The organism is Colwellia sp. MB02u-9 (genome assembly GCF_014077085.1).
Lineage (GTDB): Bacteria > Pseudomonadota > Gammaproteobacteria > Enterobacterales > Alteromonadaceae > Cognaticolwellia.
In genome coordinates, this window is the sequence record NZ_JACGVF010000095.1 from 209493 (window position 1) to 229225 (window position 19733).

The 19733-nt window shown below is 40.4% G+C and carries 13 protein-coding genes; 3 read left to right on the top strand and 10 right to left on the bottom strand.

Features of this window, described 5'->3' with window-relative positions; translation table 11 throughout:
• Positions 1-46 precede the first annotated feature (46 nt).
• Entirely contained in the window at positions 47-1174 is a 1128-nt protein-coding gene (locus H4J65_RS11990; protein WP_182198337.1) for an aminotransferase class V-fold PLP-dependent enzyme, read from the bottom strand.
• A 594-nt stretch (positions 1175-1768) separates the two neighbouring features.
• Complete coding sequence (locus H4J65_RS11995) at positions 1769-2305, bottom strand: hypothetical protein (RefSeq protein WP_182198338.1); 537 nt, start codon at positions 2303-2305, stop codon at positions 1769-1771.
• A 344-nt stretch (positions 2306-2649) separates the two neighbouring features.
• On the opposite strand from H4J65_RS11995, the gene H4J65_RS12000 reads away from it, so the two are divergent.
• Positions 2650-3192 (top strand): TrmH family RNA methyltransferase, encoded by a 543-nt coding sequence (locus H4J65_RS12000; RefSeq protein WP_182198339.1) that lies wholly within the window; start codon positions 2650-2652, stop codon positions 3190-3192.
• Positions 3193-3304: 112 nt separating this feature from the next.
• Here H4J65_RS12000 and H4J65_RS12005 read toward each other — a convergent pair whose 3' ends face one another.
• The 7 genes from H4J65_RS12005 to H4J65_RS12035 form a co-directional block, all read right to left on the bottom strand.
• The gene (locus H4J65_RS12005) at positions 3305-3775 is read right to left on the bottom strand and encodes a DUF1499 domain-containing protein (RefSeq protein ID WP_182198340.1); all 471 of its coding nucleotides are present in this window, start codon (positions 3773-3775) and stop codon (positions 3305-3307) included.
• A gap of 217 nt (positions 3776-3992) precedes the next feature.
• On the bottom strand, positions 3993-5219 hold the full coding sequence (locus H4J65_RS12010; RefSeq protein ID WP_182198341.1) for an FAD-dependent monooxygenase: 1227 nt from the start codon (positions 5217-5219) through the stop codon (positions 3993-3995).
• A gap of 303 nt (positions 5220-5522) precedes the next feature.
• Complete coding sequence (locus H4J65_RS12015; RefSeq protein ID WP_182198342.1) at positions 5523-8087, bottom strand: TonB-dependent siderophore receptor; 2565 nt, start codon at positions 8085-8087, stop codon at positions 5523-5525.
• A gap of 580 nt (positions 8088-8667) precedes the next feature.
• Positions 8668-8802: a transposase gene (locus tag H4J65_RS12020; RefSeq protein ID WP_310649935.1), complete on the bottom strand. Its 135-nt coding sequence runs from the start codon at positions 8800-8802 to the stop codon at positions 8668-8670.
• Positions 8803-8929: 127 nt separating this feature from the next.
• Complete coding sequence (locus tag H4J65_RS12025; protein WP_182198344.1) at positions 8930-13300, bottom strand: M36 family metallopeptidase; 4371 nt, start codon at positions 13298-13300, stop codon at positions 8930-8932.
• A 120-nt stretch (positions 13301-13420) separates the two neighbouring features.
• Positions 13421-13900: a hypothetical protein gene (locus H4J65_RS12030; protein ID WP_182185111.1), complete on the bottom strand. Its 480-nt coding sequence runs from the start codon at positions 13898-13900 to the stop codon at positions 13421-13423.
• Between the two features lie 837 nt (positions 13901-14737).
• Positions 14738-15601: a S9 family peptidase gene (locus H4J65_RS12035; protein WP_182198345.1), complete on the bottom strand. Its 864-nt coding sequence runs from the start codon at positions 15599-15601 to the stop codon at positions 14738-14740.
• Positions 15602-15848: 247 nt separating this feature from the next.
• Between H4J65_RS12035 and ggt the strand changes: the two genes are divergently transcribed.
• Positions 15849-17543 carry a gamma-glutamyltransferase gene (gene ggt / locus H4J65_RS12040; RefSeq protein ID WP_259367603.1) on the top strand — a complete coding sequence of 565 codons (1695 nt, stop codon included), beginning with the start codon at positions 15849-15851 and terminating at the stop codon, positions 17541-17543.
• 501 nt (positions 17544-18044) lie between these two features.
• The gene (locus H4J65_RS12045; RefSeq protein WP_182198346.1) at positions 18045-18920 is read left to right on the top strand and encodes a sulfite exporter TauE/SafE family protein; all 876 of its coding nucleotides are present in this window, start codon (positions 18045-18047) and stop codon (positions 18918-18920) included.
• A 216-nt stretch (positions 18921-19136) separates the two neighbouring features.
• On the opposite strand, the gene H4J65_RS12050 is transcribed toward H4J65_RS12045, so the two are convergent.
• Positions 19137-19550 carry a cupin domain-containing protein gene (locus H4J65_RS12050; protein WP_182198347.1) on the bottom strand — a complete coding sequence of 138 codons (414 nt, stop codon included), beginning with the start codon at positions 19548-19550 and terminating at the stop codon, positions 19137-19139.
• Between the last annotated feature and the right edge of the window lie 183 nt (positions 19551-19733).

Here is a 19733-nt window from a genome sequence, read left to right on the forward strand (position 1 = left end):
GGATAAATACATGACAAGCGCCCGAAGTTCATACGACAAAATACGTCTACAAGAGACGTGTCAACGCTTGTTCTAGTTGCGCAACAGTCCGGTCAATATTATGCAGTTTTTCTAAACCAAACAAGCCAATACGGAAAGTTTTAAAGTCAGCACGCTCACCTACTTGTAATGGCACGCCAGCGGCAATCTGTAAACCAACAGCGGCAAATTTCTTACCGTTTTGAAATTCATCATCACTGGTAAAGCTTACAATCACACCCGGTGCGGTAAAGCCTTCAGCGGCAACACTGTTAATGCCATGTTGGGTAAGCAATGCGCGAACACGTTGACCTAAATCAAGTTGTTCTTGACATACTTTGTCAAAACCATAGCTTTTGGTTTCTTGCATAATATCTCTAAAACGCGTCAAGCTATCCGTTGGCATAGTCGCGTGATAGGCATGCCCCCCATTTTCATAAGTTTCCATGATTTGTAACCATTTTTTGAGATCACAAGCAAAACTATCACTGGTGGTTGACTCTATCTGTTGGCGCGCCAGTTCGCTGAGCATCACTAAACCACAGCAGGGTGAGGCACTCCAGCCTTTTTGTGGCGCACTAATCAAGACGTCAACACCGGTTGCTTGCATGTCTACCCAGATAGTGCCTGACGCAATACAATCAAGCACCATAATACCACCTACTTGGTGCACGGCTTTTGCCATCGCTTGAATATAGTCATCAGGTAACATGATACCGGCAGAGGTTTCTACATGCGGTGCAAACACGACATCAGGTGATTCAGCTAAAATAGTGGCCACTACGTCGGCTATAGGTGGCGGAGCAAATGGCGCTTGGGCGTCATCACGGATTTGTTGCGCTTTTAATACGGTTTCACTGCTAGGGATATCGCCCATTTCAAAAATTTGGCTCCAGCGATAACTGAACCAACCATTACGAACGACCAAGACTTTTTTGTTACGCGCAAATTGACGAGCAACGGCTTCCATACCAAAAGTGCCACTACCGGGAACGACAATAGCGCTATGGGCGTGGTAAACGGATTTTAAATCGGCAGAAATATCTTGCATGACCTGCTGGAATGAACCAGACATATGGTTCAAGGAGCGATCGGTGTAAACAACGGAATATTCTAATAATCCATCAGGGTCAATATTGGGTAACAATCCAGGCATATCAGGCTCTCTTAGTAATTATTTATAGCATGATATTGCCGTATATTGCGCTAGCTATCAATGCATTTTACAGAAAGTTGGTGTTAGAGAAACAACGAGGAAATAACTAGACACCCGGCTAAGTTTTATAGCAACAGCATGACTACAAAGCGTTAAGTGGATAAAATTGTTAACTATTAGGATGAAATAAAAACCGTAGCTATAAGTAAATGCCCGCCAATGAAAATGTTAACTTTCAAATTAGCCGCTAATTTGAAAGTTAATTTAAAAGCTAAAGTATAATCACCTTGTCTGCGTTTACTGATGAGTCTGTTGGATGCTTTTATTAATAAGGTTCTAAATGTTAAATGTATTTCAGGACGGGACAGCTAATGATTAAAAGCCTATCAAAAACTCTGCCCCAATTGATACTGACCAGATTGATACTGCCACTAATAATAGTAACCTCGATAGCAAAGCTCAACATTTGGCAAAAAAATTAAATAACCTAAGTCAGCCAAATTAATGGCTGAACATAGAGTTAGCAAGGGCTGCTTAGTCATTATGCACTTCAAATGCTGAGCATTCCCCTTTGTATAATCAAGCTTTTAAAGCTTACTGAGTGATGGTTACAGAGCCACCTACTACCTCAAAATTATTTTGACCAAATTTAGCTAGAGATGGGCAGTTGTTTATTACTCCCTTCAACACAATAAAACCACCGGGTTCAACACCCGCATAAATGCCTGTGCCCGCGACAATATGTAATGTTTCTTCAACCTCAAAAGGTATGTTACCGGCGCCGTTTTCACAAGTTGGATCACCCGTATAAACCATAGTAATCGTGTCATTTGCTGTATATAAGACACCTGTGCGCTCTTTGTTAACAAAAGTATGATTTATGGTAAAATCAGCATTCAAAAGTCCTTTACTAATACCTTTTAAAACAAATTTATCACGGCCAAAATCTGATCCTCTAATGGGTTTTAACACCACTCGAAACTTACCTAACTGCTCGAACTGAGAGACAGAAAATGTTTCTGCAAAACCACGTTTGACATCGTATGTCACTGTATCATTAGTTTTTTCCTCTGCTAAGGCAGAAAAAATAGACATAGATAATAGCGCTACACTGACTAATAATTTTTTCATAATAATAATATCCATTTGTTATTTATGTTGGAGCCCTTTTGGGGAGTAGGGGTCTAAAAGTTGGAAATAATAATTAACGAAGAAAATCCTTTTACTTTGACTGGTGAATAAATCCTAGTAGAGGCGTGGGAATTTTTCAATTAACAATGAATGTCTGATTAATTTTCTTTTACTCGTGGATGTAAATTGGCTTAATGGCTTATCAACATTAATTTGATCTTCGCTAGATAAAGTCGCACAATCCTCGGCTCAGCTATATGCTCAGAAACAGGGGCCGTAGGGGGGAAAAAGCATCAGCACTTAATCATAGTAAGTCGTCATAGTAAGTAATCAGAGTAGAAATAATGCATTCAAAAATACAACTTAGCAAAGAAGACCTTAGAATAAGCAAGCCAACTCGAGATGAATACTTAACCAAGCCAAAAATCCCTTTGATCGTGGTATTAGACAATGTCACTAATAGCTACAACATCGGTGCTTTTATTCGCTTGGCTGATGCTTTTGCTATCGACAAGGTTATTGTTTGTGGCGCGCTCACTATTTCAGATAAAAAGATGAAAAAAGCCTCTAGAAATGAAGCTAAATGGGTTTGTGTTGAATATAGTGATAATACCAGCTCAAGTTTACAAACGTTATTGGATGAGGGTTATTCAGTTTACAGTGTTGAGCTATGCCATGAGTCAGTTGATTATACTGATGTGACTTACCCTGCTAAGTGCGTATTAGTTTTAGGTAATGAACGTAAAGGCGTAAGTGAAGCCGCATTAAAATTAAGTCATCAACAAATACACATTCCCATGTTTGGTATGGGTAACTCACTCAATGTTTCAACCGCTGGCGCGATTGTTTTAGCCGAATGTGCTAATCAAATAAGAAAAAAACAATAAGGCTAGCTGCTGTAAAAGCATGCTATTGAGAGCCAAATACTGAAAAATGTTGCAATCAATGGGAGTCTGAATCTATGACGCTGACCCCATTGATATTCTGCCCTCATTGATATTACATTGACTCAGATCCATTAACATTAAGCACCTCAAATTTAAGCCGAATCTTTTCAACTCGTTCTCGATTAACGTTAAAGTCTGAATAACCCACTCTAGAGCCAGAGCGAATATGTATGCTGGTATCTTTAGACTTTGTTTCTGGGAAATAAAATTCTACATCATCAACAAAGCCAAAAACTTTAGAGGTAAACTCAGCCCTAACATAGCTATTTTCGGTCACTGTGACCTTTGAATTTTTTAATTCATTAACAATGTTCACAATATCGTTTTTGATTTCTAACCTCTTGCCTTTAATCATAATGGGCTTGATATAGTGCTTTTCATTATTTGAAAAGCTACTAACACAATTAGGTGTATCTGGACATTGGGTTAATTGCCCATTCTCAATACCTAGGTTTGGTGCTTTTCCGGCACAACCCGTTAACAATATAAAACTTGTGAAAACAACTTGAGTGAGTTTATTCATTGTGCGAATCCCTTAAATTAATAAACTTATATAAATAAACTTATATAAAATAATAATAACGTTAAGCGCGCCAGTTAATATTAAAAAGCTTATGACAAATATGCGACTTAAAGCATAACTCTCTTTTTTGGAACGTTCGAGCCGATTAACTTACTCGGCTTTATTATTTATTGTAGCACTCTAACGACATTGATTTTCTAAAACGTCTATCAGTTACCTATGACTCTAATCCCATTGATACTGGCCCCATTGATAACTGCTCAACGATATTATAGGCATAGATGGAATCGAGCTTGTTCGCTGCGATTCTATCGCTGAGGCCAATACGGGATAGTCCTGAAACCAGTGCTAATTTGGCCTGTTCTATTGGCGAACTCATATGATACAAGGCGGCATTTTTACGCGCATTCAGTTGAATATTACGGGTGCGCGGTAAACGTATATTTTGATAGCTTTGCAACGCGTTTTCAATATTGCTATCACGAGATAAACAATATGCCAAGGCATAACTATCCTCAATGGCCATCGCTGCACCTTGAGCTAAAAATGGCAACATGGGATGGCATGCATCACCTAAAAGTGTGACCTTTAGATCTGACCATAGTTCAAGGGGTTTTCTGTCGAATAAAGCCCATAAAAAACACTGCTCTGTTGCGTTTAATAATTTGCTTACCTCAGGATGCCAATCACTAAAAGTCTCGCGTAATTCATTGATATCACCGGGCTCATTCCACGATTCTTTTTGCCAATTTTTACGTTCTTGCACGGCAATAAAATTGATTAAGTCTCCGCCACGAAGATAATAGCTAACGAAATGTTTGCCCGGTCCTACCCATAGGTTGGCATTGGGTTTAATTAATCCTTTCGGGAGTTTACTTGCTTCGACCACACCACGCCAAGCGACTTGTCCAGTAAATTCAGCTGGTTTTTTGCCTAACATACATGCTTGGATATTTGACTTGATACCATCTGCACCGATTAACAAGTCAGCTTGGATACTGTCATTGTTGTCAAATTGAATGGTTAGATTTTGTTGGGTTTGCTGGTAACTTTGAATAGTTTTACCTAAGTGAATAGTTACCTTCATATTGATACAGGCATTATACAGCGCCGTATGTAAATCAGCACGGTGAATATGCAGGTAATCGGCGCCATATTTTTGTGTGGCGTTATCCCCCAAAGGCACAGTAAAGAATGGTTTGCCCGTTTTATAATGACGCATCACTGCTGCATCTGGACTAAAAGCCTTGGCTTTAACTTCGTCTGCTATACCAAGTGTTTGTAATACATGCATGGCGTTAGGGCTAAGTTGTATGCCAGCGCCTACTTCGCCCAGTTGAGGGTTTCGTTCGTAAACAGTCACCTCAAATTTGTTTTTAGCCAATGCTAACGCGGCGCACAAACCACCAATACCAGCACCAGCAATAACAATTTTTTTACTCAAAATAATTATCCTAGGATCTAGACTCGTCTACCCCTCAGTGGGGTCCAATACAATGAAAAAATCAACAACATCAATGACTCCATTGATAGCTAACCCCGTTAATAGTTGAGGTAAGTCGGTAAGGTTATCAAAAAGCATTGGGAAGTAATGAAGAATAAATTGAATTCGTTAATTAACAAGCTAAAAATATGCCTCTAAATTCGTCAACCTCCCTCAGACGCTTATTGCATTAATACTTGTTAATTATATCAATGTAAAGAAAAAGCTTGAGCAGCGAATACCACTCAAGCTTTTAGATTATGGCTAAAAAGTTACACTAATTTTTCCATAAACATATCGTCCGGTAAAACCGAAAGGCGAAAAGCCAGAGTAAGAGAACAATCGAGAAAAGGTGGTTACATCTTCAACCAACTCGCGCGTTGTATCAGGGTAAACATCAAAAATATTATTCGCCCCTAAAGTAAACTTAACACTTTCGGTTAGCGCGTAACTCACATCGAGATCAGTCACCCACTTTTCAGGTAACACTTCATTGCGAGCAGGGTTGTCAGATGGGTCTTGTGTTTCACCATAACGTGTCGTTCTTAACGTGGCATACCAACTATCTTTATTCCAGGTCGCACTAAGGTTCAATTTACTTTTTGGTGAGCCAACTTCAAATCGACGCAATTCATTACCAGAAAATAAATTATCCTGATCAAATCCTGCATTTTGTAATACCGTTGGTGGATCGATAACATGAGTTACTTCATTTTTATTGTAGTTAAAACCGGCATTAAGTAATAAATTGCCCATCTCTGCCATATCCATAGAATAGGTTGCAACTACATCAACACCTTTAGTAGTACTATCGATAGCATTTAAGAAAAATCGTGCGCGGTTGGCACCACTACCTGCTAACAAGGTCTCTACTTCAGGGCCTGATAAATTGTTTGATAAGACAATGCGATTGTCAATATCAATGCGGTAATAATCTACCGACAAGCTAAATTCAGCCAATGGTGTCCAAGTAAAGCCGCCGCCAATACTCATGGCATCTTCAGCGTCTAAGCCCGGAGAACCTAGTGCCTTAGCCACATTACTGTTTGGTGAAAATGTACCTGTTTCTGTTGGTACAGCATCAACGAAAACAGTGGAAATAGAGGTGAAATGTTGTTGCTGTAATGAAGGGGCTCTAAAACCTGTTGAAGCCGAAAAGCGCAGTGCAAACTCATCAGTTAATGAGATCCTATTAGCAACTTTACCACTTACCGTAGAGCCAAAATCAGAATAATCTTCATAACGTGTCGCTACTGTTAAATTCCATATTTCAGTAATATCAGCTTCTAGATCAATATAGGCACTGACATTATGACGGCTATTGTCGCCTGCTGATGCGGGTGTAAATCCAGGGAAAACTTGTGAGCCCGCAGAGCCAAATGGACCATTTATCGGATCAGTTACCGCACCGCCACTACCAAAAGTACCACGTTCGTAAGATGCCGTTTCACCGGCTTCAATTTGATAGCCCTCGTTTCTATATTCAAAACCAAAAGCAACATTGAGGCTACTGTCAAACATATCAACATCGACTTCTTTGCTAAAATCTGCATTTAATGTCAGTTGATCATAAGTTAATGTACCGGCATCAAATTCAGTCTGGCTCGACGGACCAAATGAGGTATTTAAGCTATTAGTGACGCCAAATTGAAACTCATCTTTGCCGTAAACTGCTGATAGATCATAATTATAATCATTGATATAACCGCGTACTCCTGCAGCTAAAGAATAATCAGCAATATCTGACGTAATGACCGGTAAAAAACCATTGGGGTAAATACTTTGTATATTACGACTGTCTTGTGCTCGGCGATAAAACCCACCTCCCTCACCTTCTCGGCCGCTATAAGAGCCAAAGGCATAAAGTTCAGCATTTTCGTTAAGGTAGTAGCCACTATTAACAAACAGTGCGATGTCGTCCACCTCGCCATTCCCGTAGGTATGATTATATCTATTCGTTGTTAATTCGCGTGGGTCTAGACTACCGTCATCAAGTCGTGCGTAATTTTCTCGTTGGTCATAATCAGCGCGATTGGCCGCATGGCGATTACGAAGCTCTGCTGATACATTGACGAAACCATCTTCACCCAGCGCAAAACCTGAGTTAACTCTTAATGTTAATGTTTGACCATCAGTGACTTTGCGATCCCCACCCTCAACAAACGCTAAGTCACCATCATCACCAACACCCACTGACTTTAAAGTGGGCACTCCATCCATTGTAGAGACATTAGCACCATAGGTTACCGATGCTGAGCCGCCACTATTAGCACTTTTAAGGACAATATTAATGACGCCAGCAATGGCATCTGAACCATATTGAGCCGCAGCGCCATCACGTAATACTTCAATTCGCTCAATGGCATTAGCAGGAATGGCGTTCATATCGACAGCTGATGAACCTCGTCCAGAAGAACCATTTAGATTTAATAAAGCACTACTGTGTCGACGCTTACCATTAATTAATACTAAGGTGTGATCCGGTGCCAAGCCTCTTAATTGTGCAGGTCGAACATGGTCGGTACCATCGGTAATTGAAGGTTGAGGAAAGTTAAAGCTGGGGAGTAATGTTCCTAAAATTTGATTGGTTTCAGTAAGCCCCGTATTCATAATTGCATCAGCGTCTATAATGTCGATGGGGACAGGGCTATCTTCAACACTCCGCCCTAATCGTCTTGAGCCAACAACACTAATTGTTTCTATGTTTTCATCCACCTTAGCCTCTTCTGCCAAAGCACTCGGGGTAAATGCCATTGCTGATAAACCAGATAAAGCGATAGCTGATGTAATTAAGCTTAGCTGTGATTTAATATTTTTAATCTGTATCATTGTATTATTCCCATAGTAATTAACTCTCCATTTCGTTCTATTATCAATCAGTTGCTTTTATGTTATCGACTTGTGTATCCATCTATCAATATCAATGGGGTCAGAGTTAACAATATCAATGGGGTCAGCGTTAATGACTTTCATTAATTATTTATTTACTTCCATGATATATAAATGATTTTTTATCACCTCCCCTAATTAAGGGACTTGCTATTTTAGCTTTAAATCGTTCACTACCAAGCACCCAAGCTTTATTTGTTGCTTCTTGTATTTCAAGCAAAATTTTTGGCGATATCTGCTAATGAAATAACGCATAATAAGCCGGTTGTCTTAACTCACTATTTATTCCTAACATTTGATAACAATTTTGATAACAATAATGAGGAGTGATTAGCCGACTCGCTTTTCCTAATGCATTATGCTGATAACCTGACCATAAATAGACACTGGCCGCTAAAACCATATTAGCCCTTACTGGCTTTAATTCAATATATCGGCTCACCACTAAAAAATAGTGTTCACTATCTACGAGTGTAGATTTATAGCGCCCTTCCCACAAAATTCCTGTTCGGCAATAAGACTAATTAATATAGTGCACATAGTAACAACCCAATGATTGCATCAATTGACTGACACCTTTTTCAGTCGCGGGGGTAAGTAATAAATGTACATGATTCGTCATTAACACATAAGCATGCGCTTTGAACTGCAACAATCAATGGGATCAGAGTTAATGATTTTCATAAATAATCAATGACTCAAGTAACCATGTCTCTGACCCCATTGATAGAATAATATTCAGCTATAAGAGCAACCATCCAGGCTGCTCTTATAATGTGCCTTTATTTATTAAACTTCCGACGACGGAAAAAGGCGAAAGGAACAAGTAATAACGATAACAAACCTAAACTACCGCCACTTGATTTATTTTTTATCGTAATGTCGAATGTTTCCACCTCACTGGTAGCATCGCCATCAGTTGCCGAGACCGTTACTACTGCTGTGGTATCAGCATCAACCGGTGGCGCATGATAAAGGTAAGAATTAGTGCTGCTTGAGACTGCCGCACCATTAACTTGCCAGTTGTAGCTGATGTCATCGCCGTCTGCGTCAGTGGCTGAAACTACCAGCGTAGTTGCTTCGGTCTCTTCAAGCGTAATGCTTTTACCGCCACTAACAACAGGCGCTACATTGACATCTGCAACATGAACAATAGTGTGGGCATTGATGTTAACAGTGCCATCGTTCACCACTACCTCAAAACCAAAGTCAGTATCTGTGCCAATGACAGGAACAAGAAATGTCAATTCAGCAGCTGTTGCATCGCTTAAATTTACATTAGGTCCAGAGGTTTGTGTCCAACTGTAGGTTAGCTCATCAGTATCGTGATCTAAAGTACTCGCTGATAACGTTACCCTAGACTGGCTACCGTCGGTAATTTCGTCAACCATCTGGTCAGTAACAGTCACTATCGGGTTACGGTTAACACAAGTTGCGGTGTCGGCAACCATGACCGAAAATATGGTATTAGTTGCACTGGTGAATGTAACATTGTCGATGTTCCAACCCCATCCGCCAACGGCACCGTCTGTACCAATTCTGAAGCGTAACTGTACATCCTTGCCGTTCAACAGACCATCAGCAAAGCGAATAGCTTCAGGCGCATAGTCTGTTGTAAGATATTCAACAAAAGCGTTACGGTTTGGCAGGTACGGATTATACTCAAGAACTTGACCATTATAACCAATATCGAAAACACCACCGGCATCAACCACATCGGTCCAATCGCCACCGTCTACGCTGATTTCTACTACACCACCATCCCACGAATCGGCTTCGAACTCGTAATAATGTTCGAAATTCATCGCAAAATCGCCACTGGCTGCTACGTTGATCACTGGTGTAGTAAGGGTTACGTCAGTCGCTACGTCACCGTTTGGTCCCCACATATAATTGCCCGTGCCGTAATCCCATATCGTTGGTGGTACCACAACCCAGTCATTTAACCAGTCGGCTATGCCTGAATCTTCAGGTCCTACCTTGTTGATAGTCCAGTCATTATACGTGGCATAAATATGTTCAAAGCGTTCAACCAATTTAGCCTCATCTTTGACGAAGTCACGATTAACCTCAAACGTGATCACTTGAGGATCAGGTACGCTTATGGTTTGATCGTCAGAGATAAATTCAACGGTAATGGCAACGCTTTCATTTAAAGCAGCAGAATTAAGCTTAACTTCAGCCATGGTTGATACAATGTCATTCCACTGGGCCATATCGGAAAAGTCAATCACGCCATTATTACTAAATGTTACGTCAGCATCTGAACTCAGTTGCGCTCTTAAGCCACTAATGCCAGAGGTACTGAGGTTTTGAGCACTAACGGTAATAGACGCTGTTTCGCCAACATCCAAAGTACTATCAGCATCACAAAATGAACCATTGATACCGTTGTAATTATTATTAGTCTCAACCGCTGAAAAGGCTACTTCTTTACGTATTGAAATAAAATCTTCAACAACGCCGGTAAAACCGTCCTCTTGCCACCCAGTATCATAACGGGCTGGTGATACTGCATTTGCCCCCATACCACGTTTAGTAAAGGCATCGCGCATTACTTGATAATCTTCAGGGTCATTGGCAATGGCAACGGCTAAAATAGCATCACGGGCTTCTGTGAATGTTGGGGCTGACGGGGTAATTTTCATACCAGCTACAATGTAATCCATCATGCGACTTTGGGCCTGGTCAAAGCTATGCGTTTTGCGGTTTAGCAAGGCAACATAGGCTTCAAATAATGTGTTGGCCCAAATTTCACCGGCAGCGTGAACTTCTGCGTTAAAAAGCCCAGCCATAGCGGCACCACCACCGCTAACCTGATGATGTGTCGGCAATGCTACACCATCACTAATGTGTTTAAAGGTCAATGCATTGTAGTTCATGTCGGTGGTATAGGGCAGACGACGAATACCGAAATAATAGGGATGGTAGAATGAACCAGTATTCAATGCATACGCACCCGTATGATAAATACCTTGCCACATATCGTTACCGCTGAGCCAATTATCTTCTTCACGAACCATAGTCATTAAGGCAATAAAGTCACCCCAACCCTCGCCCATGGCACCCCCTTGTTCATTGCTGTGCAAACCGCTGATCAAACGATTGGATATATAGTGACCCCATTCATGCTCGATGATTGGGTTATCCATGGTGCCGTCACGGTAAATCGCCTCTGATGCAACCGAGCTAAGGGTCGCTTGAACCGAACCTTCAAGCAATAATGCGTCAATATCTAAGCCTGAGTTATAAGAAACCATAACCGCAGGAATAGTGATGGAAGACTTAGTACCACCCATATCAATCACTTCATCCGGACCGTCTACATTGTTATTGACAACGATTACAGCAACTGCCCCGGCATCCTGAGCCTTGGTCGCTTTTCTCTTAAACGCACATCCGCCACGGTCAACCATGGCAATTTTACCGGCAACCTCTGCGCCATTGTTTGCACTTTCACAGCCGTCATTGGCTTCATCAACGCCATGGGTCATACGTACAATATCGGCGCTAAATTCAGCGAATTCTTGCGCGCCTAAGCTGTTGCTCAGTTGGTAAGTGAGATTGTCAATACCGGCAATCGTCATGGTGGTGTCATTACTTGGCTGGTATTTAAACAAATACATTTGCATTTGCGGTGATGAACCATCCAGTGGCGTCGACATATTGGCATTGTTCAAACCACTGTAGTCTTGTGCCTCGGCCTTGATGGGATCTCCGTCCAAGCCACCACGGCCGTAGTTATCTACCTGCGCATTACCAGAAGCTTCATCAAAACCATGATCATAATACAAGTCATGCATGTAGTTGTTGACATAGAATAAGTTAACAATGGCAGCGTTCATGTTGTTTTCGTTATCAACGGCATCGTTCATATTATAAGGATAGTCAAATATATTGGCACTGGTGGTTGCCGCAATCAAGTCACCTGGAGTGGGGTTGCCGTCAGCATCGATGTCTGGTGCTTGGTAACCGTTAGGTGCAATGATATCGGCATAAGCTTCGACGTTATTGCCCGAAGTGCTGGTGGCATCATCAGCTAACCATGGATCATTGGTTGACAGTCCGGCGTTGGTGATGTTGACGTAATTCATGGTCGCTTGAGTTTCATCGATGGGTGAATCGAATATGCCAGTAGGATGAGGAGACTTGTCACCTGTTGGGTAATCATATGGACGGTAAGGTGCAGTGTCTTCAGCAAAGACTTTATAGGTAAATGGCAAGACTTCACTGTGAACCATGCTGTTACGGCGTAAAAGAATGCCGTCTTCAGCAGATATGATGTAGGTATAACCAACTAACTCAGATGAGTCGAGAGCTGATCCCAATAGTTCGATGTAGTAGGCTGGGATGAATCTGTCGCCGGCGGAATAATAAATTTTCTTACTGCGCGGCTCCTCACTAAATGAAAATTTTTCACTGCCCGTAGCAGTAAAACGGGTAAATTCGGCTTGTTCTCTCGCTTTGGTTAAAATGATGGCATCCCCACCCATATCGGTAAAGGCTTTACTGATGGCATCAGAGGCAGAAACGCTAAACTGGCTGCTAAGTGAATGTTTAGATTCTTTGTTCTTTGAGAAGTAACCTGAAGTGGCAACCAACTGCATTTGTTGGTTGAGCACCACATTTAGCTGGCGGTCAAGGACTTCAATGCCATTTACACGTTGTTGGTACTTAACGATAACTGCACCACGACCGATGTCATGGACTGATTTCAATTCTGCTTGTTCGAGTGATTTGGCCGTAGCGCCATGTTTTAATGCATTAACGGAGGCAAAATGACCTGCCGATTTGCTAATGGCAAGCTTACGGTATTCTTTACTGTAGGGCAGCACAGAAACAGGCGAGCGGTCGTTGTTCTTAGCCCAACTAAAGGTTGAAACTCCCAGCGTATCATCAAAGTAAGCAGTTTTTGAACGCACCTTTTGGCTTTGGGTTTTTATCTTGTGGCTTGAAAGAGAAGCGGTACTTCTTAAACCTGCACCTCTTGAGTCTTTGACCTGTGCGTTGGCTGGTGATGACTTACTGAGATTGTAGTCAAACCTGGGTAGTGTCTTTCTGTTGTGTTGTATCTCTGTGGCAGCAAATGCTGAGCTTGTAAGGGCAACTGAAACAGCTGTAGCCACGAGTGTTCTTTTTATATTATTATTCATGGTATATCTCCAGTATTTTTATAAAAAACAGTTATTTTTAGCAAGAGCTAAGGATTTACTAATGTGAACGCGTAAACGTCCAATACTCAAAAATTCATATATACTAATGTAGAAATCGGCCTATTCCTTAAAACGACTAAGAGATAAATTTAACCCGCTCTGAAAATTTGCCCAACGAAAATTTGTATTTTCAAAAAATACGGCACTAGCCATTTCCACATTCATCCGAAATTCGGCTAGAGCGAAAAATACTTTGCTTTCAAAATGACTTAGAACAGCCGAGAAGTTTTGCTTAAAAACTGCACGTTGATAATTTAATGGGTCAGAGGTAGTAGTATGATTCAAATCAATGTCATTATTATAATGCTGGCGAGACTTGATAAAAGAATCAGCTAGTTGGCTTGATTTTTCGTGAGCTAATTTTTTAACCAGATTAGTACTAGCATTGACACTAGTCAGATCAAATGAGGCTTTATTTTCTTGATTAATTTTCTGATTGTGCGTTGTCTCAGCACTAATCACAAATTGCGGATATGCGAAAAGACAAACTAACCCGTATAATAGAATCGTAAATAAACTAGTATGAAGTAAATTTTTCATGATCTTTTTGATTTACTTTAATTCTATACAGATAAAAATACAAGTATTTCACTATCCTCTATCAATAGGATCAGAGTTAATAACTTTCATTAACTATTTATTTACTTCCATGATATATAAATGATTTTTATCAGCCCCCCTAGTTAAGGGACTTGCTCTTTTACCTGTTTGTTGTGCTATTTAAGCTTTAAACCGTTCACTATCTAGCACCCAAGCTTTATTTGTTGCTTCTTGTATTTCAAGCAAAATTTTTGGCGATATCTGCTGGTGAAATAACGCATAATAAGCCTGTTGTCTCAACTCACTATTTATTCCTAACATTTGATAACAATTTTTATAACAATAATGAGGAGTGATTAGCCGACTCGCTTTTCCTAATGCATTATGCTGAAAACCTGACCATAAATAGACACTGGCCGCTAAAACCATATTAGCCCTTCGCACAAAATTCCTGTTCGGCAATAAGACTAATTAATATCGCGCACATAGTAACAACCCAATGATTGCATCAATTAACTGACACCTTTTTCAGTCGCGGGGGTAAGGAATAAATGTACATGATTCGTCATTAACACATAAGTATGTACTGTGACCTGAAATTTTTAAGCATAAGAATTTAGTTTATCAAGGTAGGCTTTATAGTCCTGTTCGGCAAAAAAGCATAAGTGACGATTATTGCCGCATTGAACAACAGTGGTGGAATATTAGGTAAATTTAAACGCGGAAGTCTGCCATATTATTCACTAATCCATGTGAACTAAGTTAGCGTTAAATCGAGTTCACTAGTAGCCAAGTATCAATGACTCTGACCCCATTGATACTTACATTAGTACTTATTTATCGACAGTTTGAATTTAAAAACTCTTCTGTTACTTTAAGAAGTTTTGAGCGGTTATTATTAAAACTGTGATCGTCTTTGATCAACCTATAATTGACATTACTACCTTTAACTTTTCGCATGGCGTTAGCTAGAGCATTTATCTCTGCAATAGGGATAACGTCACTGTCTGCGGGAATAAAGAGTATGGGACGAATGCCAATTTCATGAGCTCTGGTGATTAAGTCTAATTGCTCTCCCCTCTCGGCTAACTCTCTAGTGGCAACCTCCCCAGACCACCCACGTAGCATAAACAACGAATCTGCATACGCAGCCCACATATTTTTAACTTTTTCATCGTCACTTTTAAATGTAACGCCAATATTTGCTCCGTCGTACACAACACCACAAGCGACTTCAGGATTATCAAATAGGCCTGCAACCGCCATGTGTCCTCCCATGCTGTGCCCAATATAGGATATTTTATTAGGATTTATTTTAAACTTTTCAGCATTTTTGGGTTGTTGAAAGAATTTCGTTACCGCCGTTACATCTTGCTCCGAGCCAGTAAATGAAAAATCACCCTCTGCTCCCCAAGCTCCTCTATAATGGAAAAATATTACATTCCACCCAGCGTCTCGCATGCCTTGTGCGACATCCAAATTTTTCTCATTGCCAGGATATCCATGTAATAATATAATGGTAGGGTGAGGCCCTTTACCCTGCGCGCCGTAATAAATAGCGGGCAAACGTTTGCCATCAGATAACAGGGTAACTTCAGCAGAGTTCTTTGGATAAACCTCTACTTGGACCTGTTCAGGCTTAGCGTGAACACAAAAAGAAACACTCAACAGTAGACTGACTAAAACATAACGATAACTCATGGCAATTTCCATTAGCAGAATTTCAAATAGTAAAACACCAAATATGACACAGTAAAGATATGTTTGACTATATCTAACTATAGCCTTTGCACAAAAAATTGATTTTTATCCAGTATCAATAGGGTCTATTCTCAATCTATCAATAAAGCACTAGTTTATCGCGAAGAAAATAACTATTTAAGATTATCAATGACTTTAACCCTATTGATTAGTATTATTCAAATAGTAACCAACCAAGGAATTACCCATGATGAGTCGCGCTCGTTTTTATACTTTTGTTTTTATTTTATTTTTTTCAACATTCTCTCACTATGCAAATGCTACCAGTGAAATTAACCCAAAGGTTTCTCAAGCGGCAGTGGCGATCCCAGATAAATATGCGGCTCAAGTAGCTGAAGACATCCTTCTCGCTGGCGGCAATGCTGTCGACGCCGCTATTGCAACGGGTTTTGCATTAGCTGTCACCTATATTGATGCAGGAAATATAGGCGGTGGTGGATTCATGCTGATCTACATAGACGGCAAAGCATTATTTTTAGACTACCGAGAAACCGCGCCCTTAACTGCCCATCGGGATATGTATCTTAATGACGAAAAAGCCGTTATTCAAAACTTGAGTTTAATTGGTGCTAAAGCGCCTGGCGTACCCGGCACAGTCGCAGGCTTTTGGGAAGCTCATCAACGCTTTGGCAAACTGCCATGGAGTAAATTAGTAGAACCCGCGATTAAACTTGCTGAAGAAGGGTTTATTCCAGCAAAAATACTCGTCGATGATATTCAAAATAATTACCAACGTTTTAATGGACTGACTAATTTTAAGACCTATTTTGGCGGTGTTGAACAAGGTAAAAAATTTAAACAACCAGAACTTGCAGCAACCTTAAAACGGATCGCAAAAAATGGCCGCAAAGAGTTTTATCACGGCGAAACCGCGAAATTAATTGTTAAGCAAATGCAGAAAAGCGGTGGCATCATCAGTGCCCAAGATCTTGCTGAATATAAAGCGGTCTGGAGAGAGCCATTAAAAGCGAATTGGCGCGACTATCAAATACTGTCATCTCCACCACCGAGTTCAGGTGGGTTTGGCGTAATCCAATTGTTGAAAATGAAAGACTATCTAAACGACGAATTTAAAGGTGTTAGCCACAATTCCGCTCAGTATGTTCATTTAGTAGCAGAAATGGAAAAGAGAGTATTTGCTGATCGCGCTGAATACCTTGGCGATCCTGCATTTGTTGATATTGATATGACTGAGTTAATTAGTGATGCGTATATCAAACGGCGTGCGTTGGAAGTAAAACCACATGAGATATCGAGTTTAGCTTCCGTTAACCCTGGCCTTGAGTCACCAAATACTACCCATTACTCGATTGTTGATGCTGATGGCAACGCCGTTTCAAATACCTATACTATTAACTGGGCATACGGCTCTGGCGTGGTTGTTGAAGGTGCAGGTTTTTTATTAAACAACGAAATGGACGACTTTAGTGTTAAACCTGGTGTAGCCAATGTATTTGGTGTTGTAGGAAATACCGCTAATGAAATACAACCGGGCAAGCGCATGTTATCTTCTATGTCGCCAACTATACTTTTGCAAAACGATAAAGCAGTGATGGTGATCGGCACACCTGGCGGCTCGACCATTTTCACATCGGTATTTCAGGCCATTGTTAATATCATAGATTTCAAAATGACCCCCCTTCAAGCCGCTAGCGCAAGCCGTTTCCACCACCAATTATTACCACCCGATCTAATCACCCAGAGCCCTTCTCTTCCGCTATCTCAAAGTACGATTAAGGCATTAACCGAACGAGGTTATCGAGTTGAACCCCACAGCTGGGAGTATGGCGATATTCAAGTTATCTGGAAGGATGGAGAACAACTCATTCCAGCTTCAGATTCTCGCGATCGAGGTGTTTCAAAGGTCATTGATATAAAATAATCCATATAAAAAGCATCATTCTAGTTAGGGTATAAAAGCCCTAACTAATTTGAATTGAAGTTATTTAGTTAAAAAGTAGCTTAATTAGGGGGGGAGTTAATGACTTAATCAGGTCAGTCTTACCCTATTATTTACTAATCTATTTTAATTAAGCCAGCGTTAAACATAATTCACTATCTATCCATTATCAATGACTCTGACCCCATTGATAATGGATAGATAGTCTCATTGATAAACAAGAGTATTGGGTGAAATAACTTTAGTGACTAATTTATGTAAAATACCTACCATCAGCCATAGTGAATGGCTACACTAGCGTTTTCAGTTTTCAGTTTTCAGTGAGCATTATGACTACACCCTTTTATTGTCCCACTAAATTCATCTCAGACAAAGCTCATATATTAGGAAAAAGTCATGCCTCTAATCGCTGTTTATCCACACCAGCCATCACTTTTATCGCTGGTGATATTTAATGACTTTAATTCGCCAACGGTCATCTAGATGAATAATCCTATTCGCTTATCAAATGCAAAATTTATCTGCTTATTTTTTGGCGCCTGGTTGCTTTGGCTTTATCTCGCGCCTGCTAAAATAACTGAATTAATGGATTACGCCTTATTCAGTTTATTAGGAATAATAGGCGCTATTTTTGCCAACGCAACGGGCGCCGGTGGTGGTGTCGTTTTTATTCCCATGTTCAAAGAACTAGGCTTTACTGATACTCAATCAGTGGCTACTAGCTTTGCTATCCAGTGTTTTGGGATGACCGCGGGCGCGATAACATGGTGGCATCACTATCAAACTGAAAAAACGGATCTGCGTTTATGGCAAGGTTTTAAACGTATTATTGTGATCACCAGTATTGCCGCCATAGTCGGCATTGGAGCCGTTCAAGGTTTTGGCATTGCATCTCCCTCATCTTTACATCATAGCTTCAGCTGGTTTTCATTAATATTAGGCTGCGCTATTATTTTAACGGTTTATGCTATTAAGCCCAAACGCGAACGTAGCCAAATTCAATGGTTTGACTGGTTAGCCTTGTCAGTTATTGGTTTAAGTGGTGGCGCCATCACGGCGTGGTTGTCTGTGGGCGTGGGTGAATTACTGGCGGTATATTTAATTCTTCGCCGCTTTGATATTAGCTTGGCGGTCTCTGCTGCGGTTATTGTTTCAGCAATCACTGTCTGGACAGGTATTTGGCATTATACTGTGGTTAATTTTCAGGTGTATTGGCAAGTGGTCTTATTTGCCGGCCCTGGCGCGATAATCGGCGGTATTTTAGCTAAAACACTAGTCACACATTTGTCAGCGACCAAGCTCAAGCTTTTCTTCGCTTTTTGGCTAGTTGTTATTGGCCTCGTTGGTCTGGAACTATAGCTTTTAAACTAGCTAAAAATAGTACCGAACCTCCCCCGGTTCAAGTATGTTAGATATCGCTATCAATGCATATCAATGGGTCAGAGTTAATGATTTTCTAAACGAGGAATCTGCCATATTATTCACTAATCCCTCTAAGTTAAGTTAACGTTAAAACTAGTTTACTATTAATTATGTATCAATAATTCTGACCCATTGATACACATACCAAAACGACTACTTTATTGTTATTGGTGTCCCTGCTACGCCTGCATAAAAGACGATTATTTCAGCTGGTATTTCACCTTCATTTTTACCGTAATGCCATTTATCCACCACCTCTACAATCGAGGAGCCTGCTTTTAAGTGTAGCGTTTTATTTTCTTTAGTAATTACCGTTAATTCACCTTTCAGTAAGATCCCTGCGTTTATTACCAGATGTTTATGCATTGGTAACTCTGCACCTTGAGGTATTGTGATGCGTAAAATGGTCACCTCAGGTTTCCCCTCAGGATAAGCAGATAATTCACTACCGTCCCAACTAAGGCTCGTTTTCGTTAATGTTTCAACTATAACTTTATTTGTATCTTCAGCGAAGACTATTGTTGATAACACTAGAAATAAACAGAGTATCCCAAATAAATTCTTCATTATTTTTCCTTTATTTAATTGCAGACAAACTTATTAGCTTCACTTAACAGATTGAAGCTCGACAACACTGGCGCATAGACGCCTAAAAATAGTTGGTTAAAATAAGCTACGAAGGAGTAATAATCAACTATTTTTTGTCCTTGTTTAATTTTTTGTATCAATAATACATCCATATTTTTTACT